The sequence below is a fragment of the Alteromonas sp. KUL42 genome (assembly GCF_006538325.1).
Classification (GTDB): domain Bacteria; phylum Pseudomonadota; class Gammaproteobacteria; order Enterobacterales; family Alteromonadaceae; genus Alteromonas.
Genome location: NZ_BJKK01000018.1, coordinates 40248 through 55133, shown reverse-complemented (window position 1 = coordinate 55133; position 14886 = coordinate 40248). Strand labels below are relative to the sequence as shown.

The window sequence follows — 14886 nt, the reverse complement described above, 5'->3', positions numbered from 1 at the left end:
ATCACAATAAGTCGTCAGGCTCGGCAGCACTTAATCGTGTGCAGCAGCAAGCACAGAGCAGCCCTGTGCAGCAACCTTTGCCACTGGCGTTTATTAATGGCGAAGCTCTCATTGAAAAGCCTGAAGACTTGTTCATTCCACCCGATGCCTTAGAAGTTATTCTCGAAACTTTTGAAGGGCCGTTAGATTTATTGCTTTATCTCATACGAAAGCAAAAGTTTGATATCACTACCTTGCCCATTGCTGATGTTACCAAGCAGTATATGGAATATGTCGATGCAATGATGTCGCTTAAATTGGAATTAGCCGCTGAATATCTTTTGATGGCGGCGATTTTGGCCGAAATAAAATCGCGATTACTACTCCCAAAGCGCAGTGATGACACTGATGAAGAATTAGATCCGCGGGCCGAGCTCATCAGGCGTTTAAAAGAATATGAACTTGTAAAACAAGCCGCGGAAGATTTAGATCTTCAACCTCGCTTAGAAAGGGATATTTTTAAGCCGCAAGTTGAAACCAGTGACAGCGTTGCGCCTATCCGTGTTGAACCTGACGTAACGTTAGCTGAAATTGTCCTCGCTTTTAGTGCTGCGATGAAACGGGCCCAAGCATTTGAGCATCACACCATCGCACGAGAAGCGCTTAGTACAAGAGAGCGCATGTCGATGATTTTGTCAGTGTTGAACAATACTCAATATACGCCGTTAGAACAGTTATTTACGGTAGAAGAAGGCAAAGCGGGCGTTGTTGTATGCTTTCTTGCCATACTGGAATTGGTGAAAGAACAGCTAATTTTATGCATTCAGGCAGGCCCTTACGCTAAAATTCATGTAAAATTAGGTTCACATGAAGAAAATTAACACGTTACAGCTTAAACAGTTAGTTGAAGCAGCTATTTTTGTTGCCGATAAACCTATTTCAAAACAGCAACTTAAAGAGACTGTTTTAAATGAGTTCACTGTGGCAGACAAAACCTTGAGCAAGGTAATCAACGAATTAAAGTTAGATTACCAACCAAGAGGTATTCAACTCATTGAGGTAGCAAGTGGTTTTCGCTTCCAATCATTGGATGCACTGAGCCCGTGGCTCAGTAAATTGTGGCAAGAAAATGCGCCAAGATATTCAAGAGCAATGTTAGAAACCTTGGCACTTATTGCATACCGACAACCCATTACTCGCGGTGAAATTGAGCAAGTTCGCGGTGTGGCAGTCAGCAGCAATATAATAAAGACACTCACAGAACGAGATTGGATTAAAGTTGTTGGCCACAAAGAAGTGCCGGGACGTCCCGCCCTTTATGCTACAACCAAAAGCTTTTTAGACTACTTTTCTATGACATCATTGGGCGACTTACCCAATAGTGATGCGTTTGAAAAAATGGCGGAAAGCATTGAAGCCGACTCGCCGCTTAAGGTGTTAAATGAGGCACCGTCAGAATAGACCGTGCGACCGTAAACAAGCAATATAAGAGTGAAGAATCCCATGACTGAAAAGTTGCAAAAAGTACTAGCTAATCAAGGGCTAGGCTCGCGACGAGAAATGGAGCGTTGGATTGATGAAGGGCGCGTATCAGTAAATGGTACCGTTGCTACATTAGGCGACAGAGTTGATAGTAGTGCACAAATACGCGTAGATGGTCATTTGCTTTCTCGACAAGCAGAACAGCCAGTTTGTCGAGTATTAATGTACAATAAGCCAGAAGGTGAATTGTGTAGCAGGCACGATCCGGAAGGTCGAGATACCGTCTTTGATCGCCTTCCCGCTATTCGACTAGGCAGGTGGATCACCGTAGGTCGACTGGATATGAATACCAGTGGCTTGCTATTATTCACCAACGATGGTGAGCTAGCGAACCGCTTGATGCACCCTAAATGTGAAGTAGAACGCGAATATGCGGTTCGTGTATTTGGTGAAGTTACAGGTAAAACAATCAACACTTTGAAAAAAGGTGTAGAGCTAGAAGATGGTGAAGCAAAGTTTCTTACGGTTTCTGGTACGCCGACACCACTGAATTCTGAAGAGGAAAGCATGAACCGCTGGTTCAATGTTACTCTTAAAGAAGGGCGTAACCGTGAAGTTCGACGCTTGTGGGAGTCTCAAGGCGTACAAGTGAGCCGCCTAATTCGAGTCAAGTACGGTCCAATAGAACTGCAAAAGCGCTTACCACAGGGGGCGTGGGTAGAGTTAGGGTTAAGTGAAGTAAATGCGCTACGCAGCCACGTTCAATTACCTGATGAAACAGAAACAATGGTAAATGTACGCCAAGGTAAACTAGATCACGCCCGTTTAAGCCGTATGCGTCGGTCTGTTAAAAAGCATAAAGTGCGCAAACAACAAGGTTTAAATAAGCCTCGTGCTGGCCGCTCAACGAAGAGAAAATAGCATAAAAAAGACGCTTTTTTAAGCGTCTTTTTTGTTTGCTCATTGATATTTTGTACGCGACAGGCATACCTGAAGTGTGCAAATTAGTTGTTAACTATCACTGGCATCGCTTTGAAATCGCTCACAGTGGGGTGCAATGGCAATATCATTTTCGCGGGCCCACAATTCAAAGTTCTGCTTATTGTCTGCAATGTAACGATTGAAGCGCTCCAGTATATCGGTACTGTGTTTTGTTGATATTTGGTAGCGAACAGGGCTTGCAGATAATTCACTTGAAACGGAAACCAAGTCAGGTGAAAGGCCGAGGCCTTTTAATTCGTTTTGAATAATCGCAATATTTACATCGATACCGTCAATGAACCCCTTTACCAGCATTTGTGTAAGTACGCGAAGTGAACTATCACGAGCGATTTCAATGTTGCCTGCATCAAGTTGCTCTCGCCATTTACTGGAGGGAGTAAACCCAATTGGTAACCCTAAGCGTGAAAATTGACTGGCAGGTCTGTGCTTGTTTTTACTTAAAACAACCGTGGTATCGCACAACGTGATCATCGGGTCACTGTAATGGATATTGTCGGTTGCACTAAGCTTCCATCGTGCGTTGTCAGGCAACCTTATATCAATAGCATTTTCATCAAACCAAAAGGGAAAGCGGCTTAATGGTAAGGGAATAAAGTCTAGATTCAGGCTTTCTTGTTGAGCAAAATCACTAACGATATGATGAAGAAGACCGTCTTTTGCCCCCTTTGTGAAGTTCATAACAGGAGTGTAATTAATATCTTCTACACCTATACGCAACACGAGTTGTTGAGATGGGGTTTGCGCTAACGAAGCGTTACATAGCGTAAAACACAAAAGGGTTACTAGTAAGCGCCTAATACCTATGGACAGTTTTATTCTCATTATATTGCCAAAGATTGGTCGTTTTTTAGACATTATTTGGCGTTGCTTCATACTTGTCAAGGCGGCAGTGTAAGTAACGTGAGTGCATATTGAGGTTAACCCTTTTCACCACCGTACCGTCATCACCTCATACTTAGCGCCGCGTGGTCAGTACGGCATAGTTACCAGCGCGCAGTACTTTTAGTTTTCTACATCCCGTTGTGGTTCTATCTGCTTGATGATTTTGGCAGGGTTACCGCCAATCACAACATTGTCTGGAAATGACTTGGTGACGACTGCACCAGATGCCACTACTACGTTGTTACCTAAGGTAACTCCTGGGTTGATAACGGCCATACCGCCTACCCAACAGTTATCGCCAAGGGTGATAGGTTTTGCAAACTCTATACCTGTTGCTCGTTGTACAGGGTCGATAGGGTGTGTTGCCGTGTAAATTCCCACTTGTGGAGCAAGCATGCAATTATCACCAATTGTGACTTTAGCTGCATCAAGGATCACACAGTTAAAGTTGGCGTAAAAGCTCTCACCCACATGAATGTTTTGTCCGTAGTCGCACTTAAAGCTCGATTCAACATATAGTCGCTTACCTGTACTACCAAATAAACGCTTTAATAGCTGAGAGCGCTGTTTATGCTGTGTTTGGCACGTGCTATTAAGAATATCAAGCTGTTGACGGCATTGCTTTCGCAATGCCGTTAGTTGTTTGTCGGAAGGGAAGTAAAGGTTCCCCGACAGCATCTTTTCTAGTTCTGTCATAGTGTTTAGATGTGGCTAAAACACGGTAAGTTACTGTGCACCGCCGTAGCTTACAATCACTTTTTGATTCAATGACGGGTTTTCTAGCTCTAGAGTCACAGGGCGCTCTAATAAAATATTGCCATCTACTACGACGTCCTTACCAATAAATAAGGTTGGCTTACTATCTGACATCTTCCCCCACGAGCTCTCACGATTAAGGTAAGTGATATTACCAACAAGATGGGTTGACCCTTGAAGTGATATATCGCCGTTAAGTGTTTCAATGTCTTTATCAATAACAGTATCTATTGCGGTGATATCGCCATTTACTGTCTCTACGCTTCCGCCTACCTTACTTTGCTCTGGTAAGTTGATGTTGCCATTCACTGACTCAACATCACCTAGTACCGTCAAGTGAGAGGTTGCAGAAATGTCGCCATTAACAATGTCGACACTATTCACTGTCACATGGCTTTCCATTTCCAGGTTTCCATTAACTATGCTTACATCATCCGCACTGGCGTGGTCACTTATCTCCACATTGCCATTTACCGAAGAAATGTCGCCCGCATGCTTACCTTCTGCAATGTCTATATTTCCAAGAATTGAACTGAAATCAGTTCCATCAATGGCGCTACCGTTACCAACATGAATGACACAACCTGACAACATGGATGCAGAAACGAATAAAACGGCACCGGCGATAAGAGACTTTTTCATATTTTTATTTCCTTAAAACTACTTTTATGGGCGTCATCAACGCAATCCTCATTGAGTGTGACTTCCATACTGAGCGACACAATAAAGTTGTTACTTTAACGCAATCATTAATTGTGCCATTTCATTAATGATAATTAAAACAATGGCTTAGAATTATTTCGTGTTATTTGGAATGAATTTTTAGGCGAAGAAGAGCAATTAGTGACGAAAGTGACTACTCATTTAAGATATTGACTAAAATTGCCTGCATTTAACACAGGGAAGATGTTGAACATGGCATTGCTGATCCCGTAACTGTATTTTTTAATGGTTGTGGACAGACACTTACTTTGCAGTGCAAATTGTTGTGGACAGGCACATACTCTACAGTGCAGACAGCCAATGCACTGAGCAACGCACGAATTAAATGGATGTGGACCGCACACGCAATGCACACGCAATGGACAGGCACTCAATACTAGTATTTTCAATTTAGGTCTGTAGATTGCATTGTTTTGTAAGCTTACTAAAAAACAATACTTTTATCAGAAGAGCTAGCAAAAGTGCGCGAGAAGTAAGCGTTTGAGGTAGTATTCATATTGAGAATTAAACCTCTGTCAGAAGTTCATTTACTATGAAACGGAGTTTGAATGCAGGATAAGTTTTCTCAGCTCAATCAGGCGAAAAGGCTTGCGTTAGGATGTTTAATCATCGCAGCAAGTGTCTTTATTACTACGACTTTTCTTCCCAAAGTGTGGCCAGAGCTAATTGATGCATGGTGGCTGGGCTTGATCAAAATGGCCAGTGAAGCGGCGTTAGTCGGTGGGCTTGCTGATTGGTTTGCGGTTACTGCACTGTTTAAACCTATACCGGCAAAATACCCTATTCCCCATACAAACATTGTAGCATCAAATAAAACTGCGATTGCGCAAAATCTATCACTGTTTGTGAAAGATAAATTTTTTCAACCCGACGCGATTGCAGAGCTAATTACAAAAAGTGATCCCGCCAAAGGCGCAGGCCGATGGCTAGTCTCTGAGCACAATGCGCAGAGACTGAGTCGCTTAATTTGCGATACATTTGCTGGTGTACTTAAGGTATTAGATGACAAGCCTGTAAAAGCGTTTATTGCGAAAACTGCTGAAAAAGGAATTAATCAACTGGATTTAGCACAGTTGATTGCTTCGTCATTAAATGCGGTGACAAAAGAGCGTCAACATCAAGTTGTCCTTGATAGATTGCTGGGGAAGCTGGCTGGTTTACTTTCTCAGCCAGATACCCAACTGTATATTGCAGATACTTTGGTCATTTGGCTAAAAACCGAATACAGCAGAATAGAAAAGATACTTCCATCGAGTTGGTTGAGCGAGCAAGGGGCACTGATAGCAGTGAAAGCAGTGTCTAGTATCTTAGAAGATATTTATCATGATGAATCGCATCCTATCAGACATGCCTTTGATGAACAGGTACAAGAATTCTTGTATGAACTCGAACACAGCCCGCTTATGGAGAGAAAGGTAAATAGTTATCGAGAGAAGATTGTTAATGATCCTGCATTAAAGGCCTATTTACATGAGTCATGGTCACGTTTTCACGCATGGTTGTTGCAGTCGCTAGAGGAAAAAGAAGGTAAAGCAGAGACAAAAGTAGCCTCACTGTTACAAGAGGTGGGAACTAGCCTTGCAAATGATAGTGAACTGTCTCACTCATTTAATAAACATATTGGTGAAGCTGCGAAGTACATGGCTCCAGAACTCGCTGAGTTTTTGACCCGACATATTCGAGATACAATCAATGGATGGGATGAAAAAGAAATGGCACAACAGATCGAGCTGAATATTGGTCGCGATCTTCAAAAAGTGAGAATAAACGGCACTATTGTTGGTGGGTTAGTTGGCGCGTTACTATTTGGAATTGAAATGTTAATAGGACTCTGATGCTAGCTTCACTGAGCGAACTTTTCGAGCCCCATATTAAATATTTGACAAACAAATACTGCCTAAGTAGCGGGTTGTAAATGGAAGACAAGGTTGTCTGCAGCAACCTTACGTTTCAAGCCGCCCTCAAGCGTAGAGCGCTCTAGCAGGCTTATATGATAATTCTGGCTGTAAAGTGTCGAAACAGTATTTTCATCAACACTAAAAGGTGGGCCTGTCATCACACTCTGGTCATATTCAAACGATATAACAAGTTGAGGTGCGTTGTTGGTTAAAGATACAAGGTGAGTAGAATATTTTTCACGAAGTCCGTCAGGCAGTGCTACCAATGCAGCTCTGTCATAAACTCCAGTCACTAGGCCAATATCTTGAGCTGTGAGTGCGAAAATGTCGCCAACAAATATTGTTAATTCACCCTTTGAGTAAACTTTACCTTTGCTAGTGGATGAAATTTCGGGCGTTTCGCCTAATTCTTCAAAGAGTTGTTGAACGGCCGTTTCACTTAATTCCGCACCTACTACTGAAGCCCCCTTTGACAGTAACCAACCGATGTCTCTTGTCTTGCCACACAAGGGGACGAATATGCGGTGTTCGCTTGCCAAGTCGCTATCACAGCCTAGCAACGTATCCGCATATTTTACCAACAGAGCATTCCCTTTGGGCTCGTGAAATCCTATTTCGTTGTTCTGCCATTTACTGTGCCAGAAACTGTGTTCCATGCAAACCTCTGTGTTCTAAACTAAAAAATTTCGCAAACGTTAACGGTCAACATGAGTTAACGTATTTAAACGTCTTTTGACACCGCTAATTATCAAGTGGTGTGTTGAAATCTTCAGAAAGCTCAAAGTCACCTGTGACTGTTGCCACTTTATCGTCCACAAAGTTAATGATCATTTGTTTTTGAAAGTCTTCGCCGCGTTTTGCCATACCGCGCTTCATATCATAAACGTAGTACCATGTATCGTCGTCAAAAGAGTCTTGTACAACAGGGTTTCCCAGAACATAGATAACCTGTTCTTTGGTCATTCCAACGCGAAGTTTCTCAACATCGCGTTCGTCGAGAAAGTTGCCTTGGGGTACATCAATTCTGTAAATCCAGTTTGAACAAGCTGTTGATGTGAGCGTAATGCCTAAAATAACTAATAAGTGTTGCAGCTTCATGCGTAAATTTGTCCAGTATTGCCTTTGTTGGTGCCTTTTCGTTTTAATTTATAGAACGTGAGGCTGTTTTATTGCAAGCGCGAAGGCATGCTACATTGACAACTATGACCAATCAACTGCATTTTAGTTCGATGCTGCGCTTTTAAGCAGTTCTTTTGCATTTGCGAGCGCAGACTTAGTGATTTTATCTCCCGCTAGTAAGCGCGCGAGTTCATCAACCCTATCTTGCTTCGTCAATGGAAGCATCTGTGTTTCGGTGCTTTCGCCGTCAGTCAGCTTGGTTACAAACAATTGATTATGTGCTTGCGCAGCAACTTGAGGAAGGTGCGTTACGCACATTACTTGAGACCGTTTACCAAGACGGCGTAGCAGCCCTCCAACAATTGAAGCTGTAGGGCCGCTTATGCCAGTGTCAACTTCATCAAAAATCATAGTAGGTGTGGCATGATTGTCACTTGCAATAACCTGAATAGCGAGTCCAATGCGTGATAGTTCACCACCTGAAACGACCTTTTCAAGTTTGTCAGCATCTTGGCCTGGGTTTGTGGATACTTTAAATTCAACCGAATCTAATCCCGTGCTTACTGGCTTCTTTAATTCGTCATAATTTACATCAATCATGACTTTAGCATGAGGCATGTTCATTTGACGGATCTGCAATTCGATGTCGTTGGCCAACGAAACGGCTGCTTGTGCTCGACTCGCAGATAATTTTCCGGTTGCGACAAGATATTCATCTCGGGATTTCGCCACATCGCCTTCTAAAGTGCCCAATAAGGTTTCTTGTTCGCCAAGAGCATTAAACTCTGCAGTTAAAGCTTGGTGATGTTCATACAGTGACTCAGGCATAACCATGTGCTTTTTGGCAAGTTCCATCGCTTTAGCATAGCGCGCTTCCACTTGTTGCAAGCGCAGTGGGTCAATTTCTAAATGGTCACAGTAGCTACGTAGTTCTCTAGAGGCCTCTTCCACTTGAATTGCAGCATCATTTAACATTGCAATGATGGGCGTTAAACTGGCGTCGTGCGTCTCAAGTTCTCCTAAGCGTTCAACACTGTTCTGAATAACGGAAAGTGCGTTACCTTCGTCGCTTTCGTACAAGTTATATACACTGGTTTGCGCTTGCTCTAACAGACTTTGTCCATTGCTTAAACGCTTATGTTCGGTTTCTATTTCTTCGAATTCACCTTCTTCAATTGCAAAATCATCAAGCTCATGAACTTGATACGTCAATAATTGAAGGCGATCTTCTCGTTGTTGTGCCTGTGCCTGCAAATTTTGCAACGTTTTTTGTTTTTCTCTCCACGCATCATAGGTGATCTTTACTGCTTCAATTAGCTCATTATGATTGGCATAGGCATCAATGAGGTCACGTTGATACTCCTCTTTCAATAATTGCAAATGCGTGTTTTGCCCGTGAATAGCAAGCAAATATTGCCCAAGCCCTTTTAGTTGTTGTAACGACGCAGGTATTCCATTAATGAAGGCTTTTGAACGACCTTCTTTTGATATTATCCGTCGAATAAAGCAACTGTTTTCATCTTCGTCTGAGGTGAGCTCGTGCTCGTTTAAGAAAGCTTTAGCTAATAGGTTATTTGAAAGAGAAAAGTGCGCGATAATCTCTGCCTTCGCGGCACCTTTTCGCACTGCATTGGCATCGGCTCGCTCACCCAAACACAAGCTAAGTGCATCGATGGCAATGGACTTACCGGCACCGGTTTCACCGGTGATCGCAGTAAGACCTTTCTCAAGATGAACCGATAATTGTTTAACAACGGCAAAATTAGAAATTGAAAGATGCGCTAACATAACCACACTCGACCAAATTGAACATGATGATATATACAGTATGTGTAAATATATACAGTATTTTTAGTGTGTAAAGAGAAGTGATTATATTTTAATGCTTTAGATTGTTATCTGTATGATTTTTATGTAATTAAATTCTGTAGCTTGCGAGAGGGAAGCGCGCGTCACAAACTTGGTAGCCCATGTTGGACAGCATCAATAAAGTTTACTTCCCCAACCAAGCTTTTTACGCAGCACATTAAAATAGCTGTAGCCTTTAGGGTGGACCAAATGAAGTTTGTCTGTGCTTTTGTTAATGCGAATTTCATCCCCTGGCAGCACTGGTAAAACGATATGGCTATCACAACTGACTTGCAATGAATCGCTGTTTACCTTTGATACTTTCATTGAAACTTGGCTGTCGGCATCAACCACAATAGGGCGGCTACTCAACGTATGCGGAAACATGGGGACTAAAGTTAACGCATCTAGTTTGGGCATAATTATTGGCCCGCCAGCGGAAAGGGAGTAAGCCGTAGAGCCTGTTGGTGTGGCTACAATAAGTCCATCGCTTCGCTGGCTAAACACGAATTGTTCGTCGATATATATCTCAAATTCCATCATGTGAGCGACTTTGCCGTGGTGCAGTACGACTTCATTTACCGCTGAATTGCTGCTTTTCAACTTCTCGTGACGATATACAGATACTTCTAATAAGAAGCGCTTTTCAACAACACAGTCGCCATTGAAAATCAGATCGAGCTGCTGGGTAATTTCATCGGGATGAATATCAGTAAGAAACCCCAAATTTCCGCGGTTGACGCCAACTACATGTATGTCAAAACGCGCGAGAACACGTGCTGCGCCTAGCATACTGCCATCGCCACCTACGACCACCGCTAAGTCGGCCTCTTTCCCTATGGTGACAAGGTTGCAACTGCGAAAATTATCGGTTTCTAATTCTTCGGCAATATTTTCTTCAACCAATAGGTTACAGCCTCTTGCCAGCAAATATTCCGCCAAGATATTTAAACTGTCATGAGTTGCAGCGTGTTGAGGTTTTCCAATTAAAGCAATGGTTTGATAGGGCATGGAGTGCTAATGTCCATTCATTTCCAATGCTTTGGACATTAGCACAGGTGTTCAATAAAAGAAAAGTGTTAACAATTGTTTGTATGTTTATCTAAGACCATTTCACCAATACATTGTATAACGCCTTTGCTGGCATTTTCTGCAATGCCAATACGCTCGATAAGTTCATCCAAAATAGCGTCGTCGCGCATCCAATCTAGTTTAACCAACTGAACTGCTTCGTTCACCTGCCTATGTACCTCAGCATGATGTGCTTCTAGGTTGCGGTAACCTTGTGTACGGCTAAAGGCTGCTTTGCCGGCTCCCTCGTAGTACCATTTTCCTAAGCGGCAATTAAAATGGTCTACGTTCACAGCATTTGCTTCTTCTCCTTCACCGCGCTTCTCCAGTGCAATGTAGCCATTTTGCATATAGATCACATGGTCCAGTTGTACCAATGACGCAAATGCTCTGTCTTTGGTTTGTGACATTAAGGTTATTGTCGACTGGGCAGCGGTGGCAACATTGTCAAAATTGTTATGGAACGTTTTAACTTCGTCACCAATTTGCTTGGTTTGCTGACTCACGTTTAGGGTGTGGTGCACCATGGAATCTATTTGCGCTCTTAAATCAGCAATGATGCCTGTTATTTCTTCTGTTGAAGAACGGGTTCGGGTTGCAAGGTTTCTTACTTCGTCGGCGACAACGGCAAAACCTCTTCCAACTTCACCCGCTCTGGCCGCTTCGATGGCGGCATTAAGTGCCAGCAGATTGGTTTGCTCTGCTATATCGCTGATGAGTTTAATAGTCTCTGATATTCTATGGCTTTGCCTTTCTAGTTCTTTGGCCGTTATCTCAACAGTATCCATTCGTTCATTCACATCGCTAATAGCATCATTAATATCCGATACCGTTTCACGACTTTTTTGAGCGCCATCTCTACTTTCCGTAGCAATATTTAGCACATCGTCCATTTTTGAAGACAGTAAGCTTAAGTCGGACTGGCTGTTCTTTAAGTTCACTAGCAAGTTAGATGTATTGAGGTGATGAAGTTCACTCATCAGCTTATTTTGACGAGCAAAGTTATCAGCATCTTCCATGCCTTTAATGGCTATGTTGACGTTTGTCATCATTTTACCAAACTCACCGGGCATGCCGTCAGTAAGTCCTTTACGATAGAACTTTCGCTGACTTGTGGCATGAAAACTATTCGACAATTCCTTGAAGTTGGATTCGATGATATCGAGAAAGTCATTTAATGCCCAAGCAACTTTACCTACTTCGCCAAGGCCTTTGGTATTGGTTATTCGTATATGTGTGTTGCCTTCCCGTGCTTCTTCTAACGTGTGCTCAATGGTTCTTAAGGCTTTAAGTGGTTTGGTATGGTCTAGCCACGCAATAAATGCGAACCCAGAAGTGAGAATGGGACACAATAGGTTTGTGATACTAAATCCGTATTGCCAAAAGTTAATTGCACTAATTGAAAGCGAGAGCAAAGCAAAAACTAAACACGTAAGTGCATATTTTTGCTGAATAAAAGGGTGGTTTTTACTGACGTGTTTTTGAATGATCACAAGCGGCCTACCGATACTGCTGATAGTGGTTGAGGACAAAGGCGTCGTAGCTTACATGTTTGTTTTGCTCACAATAGTCAAGTAGCCACGCCCAGCTTGTTTTTGGTGCAGATGCCTTGTCACATTTTTTTTCGATATCTCTCATCTTTTGATAGAGGGCGTTGACATCAGATAGGGCTTCTTTGGGAGCTACGCGTCGCACTGAGTAATAACCTACTGGCTTTTGGCCTTCGTAATCGGGCGTAACGTTGGCAAAGACCCAATAGTAGTTACCGTCATAGGTACTGTTTTTAACAAAGCCAAAAAACTCTTCTTGTGCTTTTAAGGTTTTCCACATGCCGTAGAAAACACCTCTAGGCATATCTGGGTGGCGAATAACGCGGTGAGGCTCACCAAGCAATGCAGATTCGGGGTAATTACAAACGCGCATAAAAACACGGTTTGCATAAGTAATTTTGCCGCTTAGATCTGTTTTACTGACGATAATTTCACGAGGGGAAAACGTGATTTCTTTAGTCATGAGTACTACCAACTAAGTTGAGGACTTCGAGATGGGCGTACTTTAAAGGGGATTTAAATTGAGAAGTTAGACTCAGATCAAATAAAGGCAAAAAGCCCCACTTGGGCCTTTTAACCTTTAGTCTAATGCACTAGCGTGCGGTCCACCCACCATCTAATATCAAGGTTTGCCCAGTGATATTTCTTGCACTGGGTGACATCAAAAACGCAGCGGTTTCGGCAAGCTCTTCTACACTAATAAACTGCTTCTTAGGCATTGGCTCAAGCATGATTTTCGTGATCACGTCCTCCTCGGTAAGGTTATTCTCTTTGGCTTGGGCAGCAATTTGTTGTTCAACAAGTGGGGTTTTGACGTAAGCGGGGCAAAGCGTATTAATGGTAACGTCACAATCACCTGTTTCAAGAGCAATGGTTTTAGCAAAGCCTAAAAGCCCGTGTTTGGCTGCAACATAAGCAGACTTAAACGGCGATGCGACAACGGAATGAATTGAACCTACATTAATAATACGGCCAAAGTTCTGCTCACGCATTGCGGGCAAAAACGTTTGTGTAAGTAGCGCAGGTCCAACCAACATAATATTAATTAGCTGCTGCCACTTTTCAGCAGGGAAGTCCTCGATACGAGAAACATGTTGAATACCTGCGTTGTTGATCAATACATCGACCGTATGCGCTCCGAGTGATTGCGCTAGCGTTTGAGGCAGTGCAGCAACTTGCTCAGCGTTACATACGTCCACAGCTATAGCGCTTGCCGTTCCTTCAAGCTGAGACAGTTTTTCAGCTGCATTTTGCGCCGCTTTTTCATTAATGTCAGCCACGATAACGTGATGGCCTTGCTTGACCATTAACTCGGCGATGCCATAGCCAATACCGCTAGCCCCACCAGTAATAAATACAGTTCGTTTAGTCATTATTCTTTGCCTCGATGGAATGGTTCATCTCAGTATTTTTACCTAAAGCTGCATCTGATGTTGTTGCTGATTGTCGGTTGTTCAGTGAAGTAAGTAATTGCTTCACTGCCTTAATTTGGTCACCGTCTCTGTTGGCGTAGTCACTTGAAGCGTATCCCCACCAATCCCAGCAGCCTTGTGGATTCAAGGGCATAAATAGCGACTTTTTAGTTTGTGGGTAAAGCACCACAATGTTGTTGTCATCTGCCCATTCATTAATACCCGTTTGCGTGGTGTAGGCATCACCAACGGCATCTGCATACTGATTACATCCATGGAAGCTAATGTGCGCTCGACATTCTGTACCTTGCTCACAAGACTCAGGCACATAGACAAAGCCTTCGCTAGCAAGCGTTTTAGCGTTATCACCGGCAATGGCGTGTTGATCTAACGAATAAATTTGTCCGCTTATGGCGTCATCTGGTGTAGATAAGCCATCTATAAGGTGATTGAGCATGGCGCCGGCGGCATCGTAGTCACAATTACCGATAAACGGGCTTTCTGATTCCATGCAGTTAATACCGTTTGATAGTGTTGGAAATACATGAGCCATCGGTTTGTCGTTGATATACGCAATATTGTTTGTGTCTGTCCACGACTGATACTGTTTATGCAGTAAATCACTCACTTGGGTAACGACACGAGTATCTTGGGTGCCGTGAAAGAGCCATACCTTGGCATCTTTCATATTGCTGATAGGTGCAATTTTACCTTCAGACTCATAACGCGCTATTTGCGCGTTAATGGCTTCAAGATCTACTGAACCTTCTATTTTATTTACGCATTGTGCCAGAGCAGTGGTGATGTCACCTTTTGCACAGTAATAAGGGCCGCCAGCAATTACACCTACGCCTTTTACCCAATCGCTGTGAGCAAGTTGAAATTGCGTTGCCATATAACCGCCAGACGAGAGTCCTGATACGGTTACATTGCTTAAATCCAGTAATAGTGAAGGCAGTTGCCGTGCATTTTCATTATTGGCACTGGTGTTGGTTTGCGCATGTGCTGTACTGAAAATGCTTAATACGCTAATATTTAGTAGGCTCATGCTTAATGCGGTAGCTTTAATTGCCGTCTTAAACATGGATGCACTAAAGTCTTTCGTGCGTTGAGGGCCTAAAAAACGCACCGATTCGTCTTGCTTTAACAATTGCATGGTTATTC

At 42.9% G+C, this 14886-nt stretch carries 15 protein-coding genes; 4 read left to right on the top strand and 11 right to left on the bottom strand.

The window, feature by feature from the left end; all coding sequences use genetic code 11:
* The first annotated feature begins 38 nt into the window (after positions 1-38).
* From EYR97_RS18270 to rluB, 3 genes are read left to right on the top strand one after another with little or no spacing between them, the layout of a single operon-like run.
* Positions 39-860 carry a ScpA family protein gene (locus tag EYR97_RS18270; protein WP_131095229.1) on the top strand — a complete coding sequence of 274 codons (822 nt, stop codon included), beginning with the start codon at positions 39-41 and terminating at the stop codon, positions 858-860.
* Complete coding sequence (gene scpB / locus EYR97_RS18265; RefSeq protein ID WP_131095200.1) at positions 847-1440, top strand: SMC-Scp complex subunit ScpB; 594 nt, start codon at positions 847-849, stop codon at positions 1438-1440. Before EYR97_RS18270 ends, scpB begins: the two co-directional genes overlap by 14 nt.
* A gap of 42 nt (positions 1441-1482) precedes the next feature.
* Entirely contained in the window at positions 1483-2382 is a 900-nt protein-coding gene (gene rluB / locus EYR97_RS18260; protein ID WP_131095199.1) for a 23S rRNA pseudouridine(2605) synthase RluB, read from the top strand.
* A gap of 90 nt (positions 2383-2472) precedes the next feature.
* On the opposite strand, the gene EYR97_RS18255 is transcribed toward rluB, so the two are convergent.
* From EYR97_RS18255 to EYR97_RS18245, 3 genes are all read right to left on the bottom strand, one after another.
* Positions 2473-3285 (bottom strand): hypothetical protein, encoded by an 813-nt coding sequence (locus EYR97_RS18255; RefSeq protein WP_131095198.1) that lies wholly within the window; start codon positions 3283-3285, stop codon positions 2473-2475.
* Positions 3286-3465: 180 nt separating this feature from the next.
* The gene (locus EYR97_RS18250; RefSeq protein ID WP_131095197.1) at positions 3466-4041 is read right to left on the bottom strand and encodes a sugar O-acetyltransferase; all 576 of its coding nucleotides are present in this window, start codon (positions 4039-4041) and stop codon (positions 3466-3468) included.
* 30 nt (positions 4042-4071) lie between these two features.
* Positions 4072-4743, bottom strand: coding sequence for a hypothetical protein (locus tag EYR97_RS18245; protein WP_131095196.1), 672 nt, complete (start codon positions 4741-4743; stop codon positions 4072-4074).
* 629 nt (positions 4744-5372) lie between these two features.
* Here EYR97_RS18245 and EYR97_RS18240 point away from each other — a divergent pair.
* Positions 5373-6659, top strand: coding sequence for a DUF445 domain-containing protein (locus EYR97_RS18240; RefSeq protein ID WP_131095195.1), 1287 nt, complete (start codon positions 5373-5375; stop codon positions 6657-6659).
* Positions 6660-6721: 62 nt separating this feature from the next.
* Here the strand turns inward: EYR97_RS18240 and tmpT are convergent, their stop codons facing one another.
* The 8 genes from tmpT to EYR97_RS18200 all read right to left on the bottom strand — a co-directional run bounded on the left by tmpT (position 6722) and on the right by EYR97_RS18200 (position 14806).
* Positions 6722-7378: a thiopurine S-methyltransferase gene (gene tmpT / locus EYR97_RS18235; RefSeq protein ID WP_131095194.1), complete on the bottom strand. Its 657-nt coding sequence runs from the start codon at positions 7376-7378 to the stop codon at positions 6722-6724.
* Between the two features lie 85 nt (positions 7379-7463).
* Positions 7464-7820, bottom strand: coding sequence for an outer membrane protein assembly factor BamE (locus EYR97_RS18230; RefSeq protein WP_131095193.1), 357 nt, complete (start codon positions 7818-7820; stop codon positions 7464-7466).
* 123 nt (positions 7821-7943) lie between these two features.
* A complete protein-coding gene (gene recN / locus EYR97_RS18225; RefSeq protein ID WP_131095192.1) occupies positions 7944-9629 on the bottom strand; it encodes a DNA repair protein RecN in 1686 nt (561 codons plus the stop codon).
* A gap of 195 nt (positions 9630-9824) precedes the next feature.
* The gene (gene nadK, locus EYR97_RS18220) at positions 9825-10700 is read right to left on the bottom strand and encodes an NAD(+) kinase (protein ID WP_131095191.1); all 876 of its coding nucleotides are present in this window, start codon (positions 10698-10700) and stop codon (positions 9825-9827) included.
* 68 nt (positions 10701-10768) lie between these two features.
* Complete coding sequence (locus EYR97_RS22625) at positions 10769-12253, bottom strand: methyl-accepting chemotaxis protein (protein WP_278186744.1); 1485 nt, start codon at positions 12251-12253, stop codon at positions 10769-10771.
* Positions 12254-12260: 7 nt separating this feature from the next.
* Positions 12261-12773, bottom strand: coding sequence for a PAS domain-containing protein (locus EYR97_RS18210; RefSeq protein ID WP_131095190.1), 513 nt, complete (start codon positions 12771-12773; stop codon positions 12261-12263).
* Positions 12774-12903: 130 nt separating this feature from the next.
* Complete coding sequence (locus EYR97_RS18205; RefSeq protein ID WP_131095189.1) at positions 12904-13683, bottom strand: 3-hydroxybutyrate dehydrogenase; 780 nt, start codon at positions 13681-13683, stop codon at positions 12904-12906.
* The gene (locus tag EYR97_RS18200; protein ID WP_307722620.1) at positions 13676-14806 is read right to left on the bottom strand and encodes a prolyl oligopeptidase family serine peptidase; all 1131 of its coding nucleotides are present in this window, start codon (positions 14804-14806) and stop codon (positions 13676-13678) included. Before EYR97_RS18200 ends, EYR97_RS18205 begins: the two co-directional genes overlap by 8 nt.
* Positions 14807-14886: the final 80 nt, after the last annotated feature.

Coding starts and splice junctions, on each gene's coding strand:
- scpB (WP_131095200.1), top strand. CDS start 847: ATGAAGAAAATTAACACGTTACAGCTTAAACAGTTAGTTGAAGCAGCT.
- EYR97_RS18210 (WP_131095190.1), bottom strand. CDS start 12,773: ATGACTAAAGAAATCACGTTTTCCCCTCGTGAAATTATCGTCAGTAAA.
- EYR97_RS18200 (WP_307722620.1), bottom strand. CDS start 14,806: ATGTTTAAGACGGCAATTAAAGCTACCGCATTAAGCATGAGCCTACTA.
- EYR97_RS18255 (WP_131095198.1), bottom strand. CDS start 3,285: ATGAGAATAAAACTGTCCATAGGTATTAGGCGCTTACTAGTAACCCTT.
- tmpT (WP_131095194.1), bottom strand. CDS start 7,378: ATGGAACACAGTTTCTGGCACAGTAAATGGCAGAACAACGAAATAGGA.
- EYR97_RS18230 (WP_131095193.1), bottom strand. CDS start 7,820: ATGAAGCTGCAACACTTATTAGTTATTTTAGGCATTACGCTCACATCA.
- EYR97_RS18205 (WP_131095189.1), bottom strand. CDS start 13,683: ATGACTAAACGAACTGTATTTATTACTGGTGGGGCTAGCGGTATTGGC.
- EYR97_RS18245 (WP_131095196.1), bottom strand. CDS start 4,743: ATGAAAAAGTCTCTTATCGCCGGTGCCGTTTTATTCGTTTCTGCATCC.
- EYR97_RS18240 (WP_131095195.1), top strand. CDS start 5,373: ATGCAGGATAAGTTTTCTCAGCTCAATCAGGCGAAAAGGCTTGCGTTA.
- recN (WP_131095192.1), bottom strand. CDS start 9,629: ATGTTAGCGCATCTTTCAATTTCTAATTTTGCCGTTGTTAAACAATTA.
- rluB (WP_131095199.1), top strand. CDS start 1,483: ATGACTGAAAAGTTGCAAAAAGTACTAGCTAATCAAGGGCTAGGCTCG.
- EYR97_RS18250 (WP_131095197.1), bottom strand. CDS start 4,041: ATGACAGAACTAGAAAAGATGCTGTCGGGGAACCTTTACTTCCCTTCC.
- nadK (WP_131095191.1), bottom strand. CDS start 10,700: ATGCCCTATCAAACCATTGCTTTAATTGGAAAACCTCAACACGCTGCA.